This window comes from Amycolatopsis sp. TRM77291, from assembly GCF_054166285.1.
This window is the reverse complement of the sequence record NZ_JBSZHF010000001.1, coordinates 3,612,722-3,624,666: the sequence shown is the minus strand read 5'-3', so window position 1 is coordinate 3,624,666 and position 11,945 is coordinate 3,612,722. Positions and strand designations below refer to the sequence as shown.

At 69.3% G+C, this 11,945-nt stretch carries 15 protein-coding genes; 8 read left to right on the top strand and 7 right to left on the bottom strand.

Annotated elements, in window-relative coordinates:
- Positions 1-70: 70 nt before the first annotated feature.
- A complete protein-coding gene (locus ACXIZN_RS16860; RefSeq protein ID WP_457955562.1) occupies positions 71-1,174 on the bottom strand; it encodes a carboxylate-amine ligase in 1,104 nt (367 codons plus the stop codon).
- Positions 1,175-1,244: 70 nt separating this feature from the next.
- Between ACXIZN_RS16860 and ACXIZN_RS16855 the strand changes: the two genes are divergently transcribed.
- Positions 1,245-1,604: a hypothetical protein gene (locus tag ACXIZN_RS16855; RefSeq protein WP_126730881.1), complete on the top strand. Its 360-nt coding sequence runs from the start codon at positions 1,245-1,247 to the stop codon at positions 1,602-1,604.
- A 10-nt stretch (positions 1,605-1,614) separates the two neighbouring features.
- Here the strand turns inward: ACXIZN_RS16855 and ACXIZN_RS16850 are convergent, their stop codons facing one another.
- Positions 1,615-2,553 (bottom strand): universal stress protein, encoded by a 939-nt coding sequence (locus ACXIZN_RS16850; protein ID WP_457955560.1) that lies wholly within the window; start codon positions 2,551-2,553, stop codon positions 1,615-1,617.
- Between the two features lie 92 nt (positions 2,554-2,645).
- On the opposite strand from ACXIZN_RS16850, the gene ACXIZN_RS16845 reads away from it, so the two are divergent.
- Positions 2,646-3,044, top strand: a complete 399-nt coding sequence (locus tag ACXIZN_RS16845; RefSeq protein WP_457955558.1) for an STAS domain-containing protein — start codon at positions 2,646-2,648, stop codon at positions 3,042-3,044.
- A 4-nt stretch (positions 3,045-3,048) separates the two neighbouring features.
- Here the strand turns inward: ACXIZN_RS16845 and ACXIZN_RS16840 are convergent, their stop codons facing one another.
- Together ACXIZN_RS16840 and ACXIZN_RS16835 are read right to left on the bottom strand one after the other, a co-directional pair.
- The gene (locus tag ACXIZN_RS16840; RefSeq protein ID WP_457955557.1) at positions 3,049-4,287 is read right to left on the bottom strand and encodes a PucR family transcriptional regulator; all 1,239 of its coding nucleotides are present in this window, start codon (positions 4,285-4,287) and stop codon (positions 3,049-3,051) included.
- A gap of 22 nt (positions 4,288-4,309) precedes the next feature.
- Entirely contained in the window at positions 4,310-4,657 is a 348-nt protein-coding gene (locus tag ACXIZN_RS16835; RefSeq protein WP_457955555.1) for an STAS domain-containing protein, read from the bottom strand.
- Between the two features lie 249 nt (positions 4,658-4,906).
- Here ACXIZN_RS16835 and ACXIZN_RS16830 point away from each other — a divergent pair, with 249 nt between their 5' ends.
- The gene (locus tag ACXIZN_RS16830) at positions 4,907-5,563 is read left to right on the top strand and encodes a DNA alkylation repair protein (protein ID WP_257487493.1); all 657 of its coding nucleotides are present in this window, start codon (positions 4,907-4,909) and stop codon (positions 5,561-5,563) included.
- A gap of 161 nt (positions 5,564-5,724) precedes the next feature.
- On the opposite strand, the gene ACXIZN_RS16825 is transcribed toward ACXIZN_RS16830, so the two are convergent.
- Positions 5,725-6,108 carry a nuclear transport factor 2 family protein gene (locus tag ACXIZN_RS16825; protein ID WP_457955554.1) on the bottom strand — a complete coding sequence of 128 codons (384 nt, stop codon included), beginning with the start codon at positions 6,106-6,108 and terminating at the stop codon, positions 5,725-5,727.
- 124 nt (positions 6,109-6,232) lie between these two features.
- On the opposite strand from ACXIZN_RS16825, the gene ACXIZN_RS16820 reads away from it, so the two are divergent.
- Both ACXIZN_RS16820 and ACXIZN_RS16815 read left to right on the top strand, forming a co-directional pair.
- Entirely contained in the window at positions 6,233-6,790 is a 558-nt protein-coding gene (locus ACXIZN_RS16820; protein ID WP_457955553.1) for a PadR family transcriptional regulator, read from the top strand.
- Positions 6,791-6,795: 5 nt separating this feature from the next.
- A complete protein-coding gene (locus ACXIZN_RS16815) occupies positions 6,796-7,218 on the top strand; it encodes a VOC family protein (RefSeq protein ID WP_457955552.1) in 423 nt (140 codons plus the stop codon).
- Between the two features lie 7 nt (positions 7,219-7,225).
- On the opposite strand, the gene ACXIZN_RS16810 is transcribed toward ACXIZN_RS16815, so the two are convergent.
- A complete protein-coding gene (locus ACXIZN_RS16810) occupies positions 7,226-9,067 on the bottom strand; it encodes a glycoside hydrolase family 5 protein (RefSeq protein WP_457955551.1) in 1,842 nt (613 codons plus the stop codon).
- Between the two features lie 61 nt (positions 9,068-9,128).
- Here ACXIZN_RS16810 and ACXIZN_RS16805 point away from each other — a divergent pair, with 61 nt between their 5' ends.
- From ACXIZN_RS16805 to ACXIZN_RS16795, 3 genes are all read left to right on the top strand, one after another.
- Complete coding sequence (locus tag ACXIZN_RS16805) at positions 9,129-9,683, top strand: cysteine hydrolase family protein (protein ID WP_457955550.1); 555 nt, start codon at positions 9,129-9,131, stop codon at positions 9,681-9,683.
- A 63-nt stretch (positions 9,684-9,746) separates the two neighbouring features.
- The gene (locus ACXIZN_RS16800) at positions 9,747-10,733 is read left to right on the top strand and encodes an aldo/keto reductase (protein WP_457955549.1); all 987 of its coding nucleotides are present in this window, start codon (positions 9,747-9,749) and stop codon (positions 10,731-10,733) included.
- A complete protein-coding gene (locus ACXIZN_RS16795; RefSeq protein ID WP_457955548.1) occupies positions 10,733-11,167 on the top strand; it encodes a VOC family protein in 435 nt (144 codons plus the stop codon). The genes ACXIZN_RS16800 and ACXIZN_RS16795 overlap by 1 nt, the downstream gene beginning before the upstream one ends.
- 2 nt (positions 11,168-11,169) lie before the next feature.
- Here ACXIZN_RS16795 and ACXIZN_RS16790 read toward each other — a convergent pair whose 3' ends face one another.
- A complete protein-coding gene (locus tag ACXIZN_RS16790; RefSeq protein WP_457955547.1) occupies positions 11,170-11,757 on the bottom strand; it encodes a hypothetical protein in 588 nt (195 codons plus the stop codon).
- Between the last annotated feature and the right edge of the window lie 188 nt (positions 11,758-11,945).

Below are 11,945 nucleotides of genomic sequence, written 5' to 3'. Positions count from 1 at the left end.
TCGCGTGCTTGGAGGCGTAACTCGCGAGTTACGCCTCCAAGCACGCGAGTTACGGCTCCAATCACGCGAGTTACGCCTTCGAGAACGGCGTTGGCTGGACCGCCAAGAGGTCCACGACGTCTTCCGCGCGTCGCCGCTTCTCGAACCGGGCCCGTTGCCGGTCCGCCCCGCTGCCTTCGGCGGTGAGCCGGTCGCAGCCGTCGCGGACGAGATCGAGGTCGCCCGTCTCTTCGAGGGCACCGGCCGCGAAGGTGACGACGTCGTCGAGCACCTCGCTCGCCGGGGCGAGGTCGCCGGTCCGGAAATGCGGGCAGCGGCCGGAAATCCCCTCCCGTGACGCACGCCAGATCTGCGCCCGCAGGACCTCGTTGGACAGCGGGGAGGGATCCTCCTCCGTCGCGAGGATCGTGCCGACCAGCCCCCGGATCAGCACCCCGAACAGAACCGCTTCACCGGCGGTGGCCGCGACGTCGCCGAGCCGGAACTCCACCGTCGGCTGCTTCTCGGAAAGCCGCACGTCCCAGTAGACCATCGCGCGATCGAGGATGGCGCCCGCCCGGAGCCAGGCGTCGACGATGCTTTCGTAGTGGTCCAGCGAGGTGAACAGCGGCGGTGACCCGGCCGACGGCCAGCGGTTCCACTGCTGGTAGCGCCAGCTGGCGTACCCGGTGTCGTACCCGTCGCAGATCGCGGAATTGGCGGTCACCGTCAGCAGCGCGGGCAGGAAGGGCCGGACGTGGTTGATCACCCGGATCCCGGTTTCCCGGTCGGGGACGGCGATGTGGACGTGACAGCCGCAGGTGTGCGACGTCCGGGCGGTCGCCCCGAAATGTTCGGACATCCGCTCGTAGCGCGGATTCGGGGTGATGGCGGGCAAGGCCGTCTCGGCGAGCGGTGCGCTCCCGCTGGGCAGCAGACGGCAGCCCCGCCGGGCGGCGGCCTGGGCCAGTTCCGCCCGCATCGTCGTCAGCTGCCGCTCGGCCTCGTCATGGGTCGTGCAGATACCGGTGGCCGATTCGGCCTGGGAGAGGGTGAGCTCCTGCTGGAGTTCGCCCTGCTCCTCGTCGTCGTCCGCGGCGTCCACGACGGCGTCGCCCGCCGGGGCGAGGTGACCGGCCCGGTCCACCACGAAGAACTCTTCCTCGACCCCGAAGGTGAGTACGTCCTTGTTCACAACCGCTGATACCCCCGGCACTCTCGGCACAAACTTGTTTTCGCAGGTCGTGGACGGGGTATTTCACGGCATGACACCGAAGCCGGAGGAGCCGCCGTACCTGCTGGCCGCACAGGCCGGGTCGGTCGTTCGCCACCTGTACACCAGGCTGCGGGACGACGAGCCCGCCTCGCCCGCGGACCTCTGCCGCACCATCGGGGCGTTGCAGCGGCTCACCGACGACCTCGCCAATGTCCTGCCGGGCCTGCAGAAGCAACTCGAAGCCAGCCTGCTGGCCGGCGAGGTGGGCGCGGGGGAGACGCCGGCCGAGGCATGGGCCAAGGTCTCCGAGGTCGGTTACGCGCTCGCGCAGGCTCGTACCGGCGGCCTTTTGATGGCCGCCGAACTGCGCGTTTCCCAGCGAACACTCGGAGAGCTCGCCTCTTCGTGAGGCTCCGTGCTCAGCTGACCGGTTGAGCGCGGACCACCGCCACCGGACAGTGCGCGTGGTGCAGCGCGTCGTCACTGACCGAACCCAGCAGCAGGCGTCGCAGATCGCCGTGATCGCTCCGGCCCAGCACCAGCAGCGCGGCTTCACTGGACTGCACGGTCAACGCCTGCGCGGCCGGGCCCACCCCGTGCACCATCTCCACGGCGACGTCCGGATAGCGCTCCCGCCAGGGTTCGAGCTGCCGGGCGACGAGTTCGTCGGCGACCTCCTGGGGGAGGCCGGGTGCGGGATCCAGTACCGGACCGCCGAGCAGGGGCTCGCTCGCCGGCCCCCAGATCGGCATCCGCGCGACGTGCACCGCGTGCACGGTGAGCCCGTGCCGGGCCGCGAAATCGAACGCGAACCCCGCCGCCTGCGCGCTCTGCTCGGAGCCGTCGGTACCGAGGATCACCGGTCCGCCCGGCGGAGGCTCTTCGCCGCGCACGACCACGACGGGCCGTCCGGCGTTCTTGGTCACGCCCGCTTCGGTCGAACCGAGGACCGCCCTGGTGAACAACCCGGTGTGGGATTCACCCAGCACGATCATCGCCGCGTCCACCTCGTCCGCGACCGAGGTCAGGACCTCCTCCGGCGTGCCGCCGCGGACGACCGTGCGCACGTCGAGGCCCGGGTCGGAGCGCTTGAGGGCTTCGGCCATCGAAGCGAGTTGCCGGCGGGCGGGTTCCACCTCAGCCGCGTCGTCGGCGGCCTGGGGGACCGCTTCGTTCAACGGCGCCGCGACCGGGTCCGAGCCGGGCGGCGGAAGCCGGTCACGGGTGCAGTAGGCCAGGACCAGGCCGAGGTCGCGGGTCTTCGCCTCGGCGACCGCCCAGCGGACGGCGCGGCGCGCTTCGGGCGACCCGTCGAAACCGGTCACGACCGGCCCGGTACCGCTTTGTGCAGCGGACATGGAACATCACCTCCGACGCGGTGGTGATACCCGCTCCAGGCTGTCTTCAAGCGATCCGTTTCGCCGGACCGCGTACCTGGGTACTTCCACATATGACTTCCCTGTCGACCCCCCGCGCGTTCGACGAAAAGCGCGCCTCCTCAGTGGCCTCCGAGCGGCGGGCCCTCGAGAACCCGCGGGGACGTCTCCGGCTGCACGTGAGCAGGCCGACCAAGGGGACCGCCGTCGTCAAGGCGAACGGCGAGGTCGATCTCGGGACCGCGCCGCGCCTGTGGGACATGCTCTCCCAGCGGCTTCACGGCAGTGGCACCACGCTCATCCTCAACCTGTCCGAACTCGAGTTCTTCGGCGCGACGGGTATCGGGGTCCTCGAACGTGCGCAGTTGCTGGCCGAGGACAGTCACACTCGCCTCTTCGTCTTCCCTGGTGAATGCCGGTCTGCCCGCCGGATGCTCGGTCTCTACGAGGGTGGCAATCTCCGCACCCTGTGACGAGTCACAACCGGGTCGCCCGAGCGGCGAGCGCCGCGCTCACCAGCGCGACGTGTTCGAGCCGGGTGGGATCCAGTCCGGTGAGGTCGGCGATCCGGCGCAGCCGGTAATCGACCGTGTTGGGGTGGACGTGCAAAGCCGCGGCGGTCTGCCGGCGACCTCCCCGGCGGAGGAAGGTCTCCAGTGTCTGCAGGAGTTCTTCGTTGCCGTCCAGTGGCGCCAGCCTGGACGCCAGCCGGTCGAGTGCCGGCCCGGGGCGGGAGAGCTGGTATTCGAGCAGGACGTCGTCGAGCCGGTACAGCCCAGCTGGCCGCCCGGATCCGATCGCGACGGCGAGCACGTCTTGTGCGAGCTTCGCAGCCTCCGGCACGCCGGCCGGTTCCGCCACGGCGGCCCCGGCGACGACCTCCGCGCCCGCGGTACGGGCGACGTCGGCGAGGACGCGTTCCAGCCGCTCCCAGTCCCGTGTGGATAGTTCGCCGGCTGTGGTTTCGTGCGGCAGTAAGGCGATTCCGCCTTCCGGGGTGAGCGAGGTCAGGACGGTGCCCCGGATCTGGCGTTCCAGTTCGACCCGCAGCCGCCGGAGCTTCCGGCGCCCGGCGACCAGCGGGTCGACCCCGTCGATCAGCTCGTCCGGATGCGCCCCGACCGACGCCGCGAGGACGACGTAGCACGGCGGCAGCCGCAGTCCGGCCTGTCCCGCCGCGACCTCCGCGGGGTCGCCGTCGAGCAGCGCGGAAAGCACGGTATGCCGCGCCGACCGCTCGTCGTCGAACATCGTCTGCCGCTCGTCGAGATAACCGGCGCCGACCGCGGGGGTGACCACTTCGAGGTAGCGCAAGGTCAGGGCGTTGACGGCCAGGACGTCGGCGACCTCGTCCGGGCGGGCGTCCGGCGTCAGTGACGCCCAGACCACCTGGATGCCGATGTGGTACGCGGTGAGCACGATGTCGATCGGGATGCCCTCCTCCGCGCGCCGGGCCGCCGACTCGCGGAGGAAGCCGAGCTCCTCCCGCGTCGGCGTGGACCCGGTGCGCAGAGTGTCGATGAACGAGCGCAGGTTCTGCTCGATCACCCGCGTGATGTCGCCGCTGAGTTCCTCGGCGGGGAGCAGGCCGTACTCCGGGATGCGGGAGACGATCTCGGCGAGCACCGTCCTGGTGAGCGACGGCAGGCCTTCGGTCAGCCGTTCCGTCAGGGGGCGTCCGCCGATACGGAAGGCGGAGTGCTTGTCACTCGTCACAACCGCCCATCATGACACCTGGTCAGCGAGTGAGCGCGTCCCGTGCCGAATCGAGGGTCGGGTGCACCGTGAAGACGGCGTCGAGGCCGAGCAGTGACATCGGCCGCAGCAGGGCCCGCTCCTGCGTGACCATGATGAACGGGACGCCCGCTTCTTCGGCCTTCGCCCGGGTCTGGACGAGGACGGTGAAGCCGGACGAATCACAGAAGCTGACCGCGGACAGATCCGCGATCAGCGCCGACGGCTGGAAGCTGAGCTCCTCGTCCAGCGCACGGCGCAGGTCGTCCGAGACGCCGAGATCGATTTCACCGCATACGGTGACCACCGTGTCTTCGGCGGAAGCGGTGATCGAGATGTCGAGCGAGGACACGAATTTTCGCTTCGAGCGTGCCGGGTAAGAAGTGGGAGCGCGGTAATCGGTCAAGTTGACTCCTTGCCGGTTTTGGGGGGCCGGCTGCTGCCCGGTGGGCATGCCGGACCCGGAAGAGGGACCCGGCGGCTGGTGTCTGAACCGCGACGGGTCAACCGTAGCAGCCTCGTGGCCCGGCACGCCGGGTGAGCGGTGTCCGGCAGGTCGTCAGGCCCTCCGCCTCGTAGGCTGGCGCCACGGGAGGCCGAAATGACGACAGCCGAGGTGATGGCCGAACTGGCCGCGCTCGAAGACCCGCGCGCACGGCAGGTGAACGAGAAACACGGCGACGACCACGGGGTGAACCTCGGCAAGCTGCGTGCGCTCGCGAAGCGGCTGAAAACCCAGCAGGAGCTCGCGCGCGAGCTGTGGGAAACGGACGACACGGCGGCGAAGCTGCTCGCGCTCCTGATCTGCCGTCCGAAGGCGTTCGACCGCGACGAGCTGGACCGCATGGTGCGCGAGGCGCGGACCCCGAAGGTGCACGACTGGCTCGTGAACTACGTGGTCAAGAAGAACCCGCACGCCGAGGAGCTGCGACTGGCCTGGTCCGCCGATCCGGACCCCGTCGTCGCGAGCGCCGGCTGGGCCCTGACCACCGAACGCGTGGCGAAGAAGCCCGAGGGGCTCGACCTCGCCCGGCTGCTCGACGTCATCGAAGCGGAGATGAAGACCGCGCCGGATCGCCTGCAGTGGGCGATGAACCACTGCCTGGCGCAGATCGGGATCGACCACCCGGAGCACCGCGCGCGGGCGATCGGCATCGGGGAGCGGCTCGAAGTGCTCAAGGACTATCCGACCCCGCCGAACTGCACTTCGCCGTTCGCGCCCGTCTGGATCGCCGAGATGGTGCGGCGGCAGTCGTGACCTGCGGCGCCCTCTCGCCGCCGCTGCCCGTGTCGCGAAAGCCACTTTCGCGACGCCTGATGTCCCGAAAGTGGCTTTCGCGACACGCTCGGCTCGCGGACCGGTAGGGCGCGGCGCCACCACGCGAAAGTGTCCCTTGCGGACAGTTGAGAAGTGGCGCCTCAGCCGAGCGCGTCCGCCTTGATGGCCTCGAACTGGGCACCCATCCGCGACGCGAGCGCCTGGGCCGCCCGCAACGGCCGGACCATCACCTTGAAGTCGGTGATCTTGCCGTCGCCGTCGAAGGTCAGGATGTCGCAGCCGTTGATCTCCAGCCCGTCGACGGTCGCTTCGAACTCGTACACGTGGTGCGCGCCGTCCTGGATTTCGCGGACGTAGCGGAAGTCCTCGAACACGCGCAGCACGCCGCGCAGGATCGCCGCGGTGATCGCCTTCCCCTGGTAGGGCTTGAACGCGACCGGGCTGGTGAAGACCACGTCGTCGGCGAGCAGCGCCTCGATCGCGGCGGCGTCCTTCGCTTCGACCGCTTCACGGAACGTGGGCATGGGCGATCTCCTCATAGTCAACTTGTTGAGTAGATGCCGCCGAGCGTAGGTGATCACCAGGCCACTGTCCACTAAAGTGTCTAATCAACTTTGCGACTAATACGCTCGGTACTATCATCGCGCCATGGCGCTGCGGAACGCGATCCTCGCGACGCTCCTGGACGGCGAGTCCTCGGGCTACGACCTGGCGAAGAGCTTCAACGCGTCGGTCGCCAACTTCTGGACCGCGACACCGCAGCAGCTCTACCGCGAGCTGGACAAGATGGAGTCACAGGGGCTCGTGGCGGCGCGCGTCGTCGAACAGCGGCGGCGCCCCAACAAGCGGCTCTTCTCCTTGACCGACGCGGGTGCGGCCGAGCTCGCCGAATTCACCACCCGGACGCCGAAGCCGACCGCGATCCGCGACGAGCTGCTGGTCCAGGTCCAGGCCCTCGAGGCAGGCGACGACAAGGCCGTCCGCCGCGCGGTCGCGGACAGGATGGCCGTCGCCGAGACGAAACTCAAACGGTTCGAGCGCCTTCGTGAGCGTCTGCTCGGCGAGTCCGCCGAGGCGGATTTCCTCGCCACCGCGCCCCGCGTCGGGCCGTATCTGACCCTCGCGCGCGGGATCGCGTTCGAACAGGAGAATATTCGCTGGTGTGAACGGGTACTCGCGGTGCTCGACCGGCGTGATGGAGGGTGATCGGCTTGGGTGACCGGAAAACGGGTCCGAAGTTCCGTCAGGTGGTCCTGGACGGCACGGACGTCCGTAGGCTGGCGGAGTTCTATCGGCGGCTGCTGGTGTGGGACTACCGCCCGGGGGACGAAACGCCCCCGCCCGGCACCGAGGACAAGGATTGGCTGGTCCTGCGCAACCCGGACGGCGGGGCGCAGCTCGCCTTCCAGCAGGTAGACCGGCTGGAAGAGGCCAGCTGGCCGGACCCCGGACCGGTGCCCCAGCAACTGCATCTGGACCTGACCGTGGACTCGGTCGAGGACCTCGACGCGCAGCACGCCCGCGTCCTCGAACTCGGCGGGCGGCTCCGGTACGACCGCAGCGAAGACCCGGTGGAGCCCTTGCGCGTCTACGCGGACCCGGCGGGGCATCCGTTCTGCATCTTCGTCGCCTGAAACGCGCTCAGGCGCGGCACAGCAGCGCGTCAGGAGTGCGATTCGAGCCGACGCGCCCGGTGTACGCGACACCGGCGACGAATTCGCCCGGCGCGCATTGGCCCTTGTAGCGGCCCGACGCGAAATCACCGCCGGGACTCCCGGACGGCCGGTTGTCGCCGCGGTCGAACCAGACCGTCCGGCCGGCCCTGCCGAGCGGAGGGGCCGATTTTCCGCACAGGAGCGCGGAAAACGCCGCGCCGGTGACGCTGTAGCCGACCGCGGCGTGCTCGGGCGGGCATTGCACCTTGGTGTAGCCGGACGCCCAGTCGGTGTCCACATAGGTCTCGTCGCGGACCACCGCGTAGCCCGCCGGGGCAGCGAGCCCGCCGGTGCACAACCCCCGGTTCCCGGTATGGGAAAGACCGGTGAGCCGCTGGCCGTCGGGGCAGACTCCCTTGCGCGCGCCCGGATTCCAGTCCGTCATCGCGCGAACCTTGCGCGAGGCCTGGAAATCCGCGTAGTCGAGGTTCAGCATCGACCAGCGCTCGGCCTCGGGGATCCGTCCGGCGCGGGAAGGGGCGCTCACCAGCCGTCGCCATGCGGGGCCACGCCAGTCCGTGCCGTCAAGCACATCGGCGCGTCGGCCCGCGGTGTCCCACGACAGCAAGGACCAGCCATTGCCCGTGTCGCCCTCGTGGAACCCGACAGCGGGCCAGTAGGCGAAGTCGGTGTCGGTCTCCGCGAGATAGCCGACGAAATTCGCGAACCAGGCTCGGCTGGCCGCGTCGGTGGTGTGACGCCCTTCGCCGAACTCGCTGATCCAGAGCGGCGCGGTGTAATGCTTGCCGGTCTCCGCCGAGACGAAGAATGCCTGCCGGTAAAGGACATCACGCAGTTCTTGCGGCGAAAGGTCGCGGTAGCGCGGATCGTGGGTCTCGCCGGTGCCGGTCGCCCCGGAATGATTCGGGCCGGTGTACCCGTAGAAATGTGCGGCGTAGACCAGTTTCCCGGAATCCACGAGCGTATGCGACAGCGTGCGGGCGGGCTCCAGCGTGGGCCTGCCGTGGGGAAGGCCGTCCACGGGCAGGCCGGTCCAGTTGATGCCCTCGACGATGAGCAGCAGATCGGGATTGGCCTCGGTCAGGATCCGGTCGGCCACCCGCTGGCTCGCGCGCTGCCAGTCCGTGCCGTTTCCCCAGCCCCAGTTGGGATCGTCGAAGACGTCGCGGCGCACCTCGTTGTAGAGATCGGCACCGGCCACCCGTTTGTTCGAGGCGTAGCGGCGCGCCATGAACAGCCAGTCGTCCTGCCACTGCTGCTCGGTCTGCGCGGTGTTCCAGCGCTCGTTGCCGTCGAGACCACAGCACCAGCGGGAGGTCGTGGTGTGGTTGTTGAGGATCACCGCGAACCCGCGTGCGGTCAGCCGCGCGACGACGCGGTCGTAGACCTGCAACGGGGTGAGGCCGCGCAGCTCCGGGTTCGCAGGGAGATCGGGGACCGGCCTGGTGTCGTGGATCATCGCGTTGGAGAAGGGAAGCCGGACGCTGTTGAGGCCCAGCTCCGCCAGCCCGTCGATGATCGTGTCGATCGGGGCCCGGTCCAGCCCGAGCGGGGTCTGGTAGGCGATCTCGCCGGCGTGGTGCGTGGCCGGATCGTTCACGTCGCCCGAGCCGGTCCACGTGCCGCTCGCGCCGTGCCAGTTGGCGGCCTTCAGCTTGAACCGGTCACCCGCCGCGTCGACGATGTAGCGGCCGCGCGTGCTCAGCGGCGCCGCCCAGGCCGCCGGGTCCGCCGTGGCGACGGCGGGCGGGGGAACCACGATGCTGGCGGTCACCAAGGCGGCGAGCAGCACACTCTTGATCCTCACCCGGCGGAGGCTAGCCAGTCACGCGGCCGGTTGTATACGGACGATCGGGTAACTTCCGCTCATGACCACCGCGCTGATCATCGGTGACCTCCAGCGAGGCATCACCGGCAATTACCCGTTCACCGGAACAGTCCTGCCGCCGATCAGGAGTGTGCTGCCGCGTGCGCGGGCGGCCGGTGCGCTCGTCGTGTTCGTCCACTTCGCCTTGCGGCGCAACGGAGCCGACCTCCCGCCCGGGAACGCGCTGTTCGAGTCGTTCCACGACGCGGGGGACACCTTTCACGAGGGTTCGGCCGGGACGGAGATCGATCTGCCGGTCGCCGACGAGGACGTCGTCGTGCTGAAACGCCGTGCCGGCGCGTTCGCCGGCACGGATCTCGATCTGGTGCTCCGCGCCCGTGGCGTCGGCACGGTCGCGATCGCCGGAGTCGCGACCAGCGCCATGGTGGCCGCGACGGCCTACGACGCGGCGGACCGCGGCTACCACGTGACAGTGCTGCGCGACGGCTGCGCCGACGGAGATCCGGCGATGCACGAATTCTTTGTCGACAAGGTGTTCCCAAGCCGGGGCTTCGAGGTCGTCTCGTGCGCGGAGTGGCTCGTCGGCGGCGAATAAATCGCGGGACCGGATGGCCCCGATGTGGCACCGTGGTCGCCGACCTGATCAAGGGGGCGGGCTATGGAGACGAGGCGGCTCGGGCGCACCGATGTCGAGGTGACGCGGCTGGGCTTCGGCGGCGGGCCGCTCGGCGGGTTGTTCGCGCCACTGGACGACGAGACCGCGGCGGGAGCGCTGGCCGCGGCGTGGGACGGCGGGATCCGGTACTACGACACGTCACCGCATTACGGGATCGGGCATTCCGAACGCCGCATCGGCGAGTTCCTGCGTTCGCGGCCGCGTGATTCGTTCGTCCTGTCGACGAAGGTCGGCCGTCTGCTGGTACCCCAGGATCCGGCCGGGAGGATGGATCCGGCGGGCTTCCACGTCCCCGCGGCCCACCGCCGGGTACGGGACTTCACGCGCGACGGCATCCGGCGCAGTGTGGAGGATTCCTTGGTGCGCATGGGCCTCGACCGGATCGACGTGCTGTACCTGCACGACGCCGAGGAGTACTTCGACGACGCGCTGCGCGACGGCTATCCGGCCCTCGCGGAGCTGCGCTCGGAGGGGATCGCCGGCGCGATCGGCGCCGGCATGTACGACACGGCCATGCTGACCACGTTGGTCGAGGAGACCGATGTCGACGTGATCATGCAGTCCGGCCGCCACACGCTGCTCGATCACAGCGCGCTCGACACCTTCCTGCCCGCGTGCGAGGAACGCGGTGTCTCGGTGATCGCGGCGTCGGTCTTCAACTCCGGGCTGCTCGCCGTGCCGCGGCCGGCCGAGGGAGCGCACTTCGACTACGAGACCGCCGCACCGGAAGTCGTGGAGCGGGCGAACCGGATCGCCGACGTGTGCGAGGCGCACGGCGTGACGCTTCCCCAAGCGGCCATGGCCTTTCCGCTCCAGCATCCGGCCGTCGCCGGCATCGCGGTCGGGATGCGGTCCGCCGAAGAGGCGCGACGCAACGTGGAGTCCTTCGCCGCGGAGGTCCCAGCGCAGGTCTGGGCCGATCTGCGGGCCGCGGGTTTGATCCGTTCGACAGCGATTAGGGTGGTCTGATGGTGTCGGTGAAACAGGTCCAGGTCACGTTCGACTGCGCGAAACCCGAGCGTCTCGCCCGTTTCTGGTGCGAGGTGCTCGGCTACGTCGTGCCGTCGCCGCCGGAGGGGTTCGCCACCTGGGACGACTACAACCGCACGCTGCCGTCCGAGCAGCAGGACGCCGGCTTCGCCTGCAGTGACCCGACGGGCGTCGGCCCGCGGCTGTACTTCCAGCGTGTCCCCGAGGGCAAGGTCGTCAAGAACCGCGTGCATCTCTGCGTGCGGGCGGGCACCGGGCTCGTGGGGGAGGAGCGGCTCGCCGCCCTCCAGTCCGAACGCATCCGTCTGGAGGCGCTCGGCGCGGTCTGCGAGCGGGTCATGCTCGCCGACGGGGAGAACGAGTCCTGCATCGTGATGCAGGACATCGAGGGCAACGAGTTCTGTCTCGACTGACCTCAGGCGGCGCGAATACTGAACGTCGTGACGCAGAAATCGCCGTCCACCGTGCGATCCGCGATCACGGTGCCCCTCGCGGACCGTCCTTTGACGACTCCGGCGACGTCGGCAAGGACGAACTTGGCCGTCCCGCTGGTGGTCGTCACTTGAACGCGTGAACCGAGCGGGAGCAGGGAATCGATCTTGTCGTCCATGAACCTCTTCTGCGCCTCGCAGGCGAGCGCGATCGCCGACGGCTTGTCCCCGGCGGCGATCTTGGCGAGGAAGTCCGCGATCACCTGAATGCCCTTTTCCGGCGGTCGAGCCGGACGCCTGGTGATGGTGATCCGAGGGCGGCTCGGACGGCTGATCCTCGTGCTGCTCGGGCTTTCCGTGGTGCTCGTGGGTGAAGAGGTGGTCGTCGTACTGGTGGGCGGGACGGGCAGCGAGATCCCGGATCCCTTGCGCAGCAGGAAGCCGGGCGCGGCGAACGCGGTGACGCAGAAGGCGACCAGCGCGATCACCGCGACCAGGATCCCGATGGCGACACCGGGTTTGACGGTCGGCGACTGGGTGTTCTGTTGCTCGGGCAGTCCTGGATAGGTCATCGGATTCACCTTTCGTGCGGATCTGGATCGGCGATCCGACGAGGTGTTCCCAGGGTGGGTTCCGACCCTTTCAGAGATCTTACGGTCGTCGCGAAAGGTGTTCCGTGACCGGGAAAAGCGTGCTTTGGCGGGTTCGCGTGACCGGGCACGCGAACCCGCCGTGGCCTCAGCAGGGTTNCGGCTCTCCG

Excerpts from the sequence above, each read along its gene's own strand:
- ACXIZN_RS16825 (WP_457955554.1), bottom strand. The coding sequence starts at position 6,108 with ATGCCCACGTTCCGTGAAGCGGTCGAAGCGAAGGACGCCGCCGCGATC.
- ACXIZN_RS16795 (WP_457955548.1), top strand. The coding sequence starts at position 10,733 with ATGGTGTCGGTGAAACAGGTCCAGGTCACGTTCGACTGCGCGAAACCC.
- ACXIZN_RS16800 (WP_457955549.1), top strand. The coding sequence starts at position 9,747 with ATGGAGACGAGGCGGCTCGGGCGCACCGATGTCGAGGTGACGCGGCTG.
- ACXIZN_RS16820 (WP_457955553.1), top strand. The coding sequence starts at position 6,233 with ATGGCGCTGCGGAACGCGATCCTCGCGACGCTCCTGGACGGCGAGTCC.
- ACXIZN_RS16805 (WP_457955550.1), top strand. The coding sequence starts at position 9,129 with ATGACCACCGCGCTGATCATCGGTGACCTCCAGCGAGGCATCACCGGC.
- ACXIZN_RS16790 (WP_457955547.1), bottom strand. The coding sequence starts at position 11,757 with ATGACCTATCCAGGACTGCCCGAGCAACAGAACACCCAGTCGCCGACC.
- ACXIZN_RS16850 (WP_457955560.1), bottom strand. The coding sequence starts at position 2,553 with ATGTCCGCTGCACAAAGCGGTACCGGGCCGGTCGTGACCGGTTTCGAC.
- ACXIZN_RS16855 (WP_126730881.1), top strand. The coding sequence starts at position 1,245 with ATGACACCGAAGCCGGAGGAGCCGCCGTACCTGCTGGCCGCACAGGCC.
- ACXIZN_RS16830 (WP_257487493.1), top strand. The coding sequence starts at position 4,907 with ATGACGACAGCCGAGGTGATGGCCGAACTGGCCGCGCTCGAAGACCCG.
- ACXIZN_RS16845 (WP_457955558.1), top strand. The coding sequence starts at position 2,646 with ATGACTTCCCTGTCGACCCCCCGCGCGTTCGACGAAAAGCGCGCCTCC.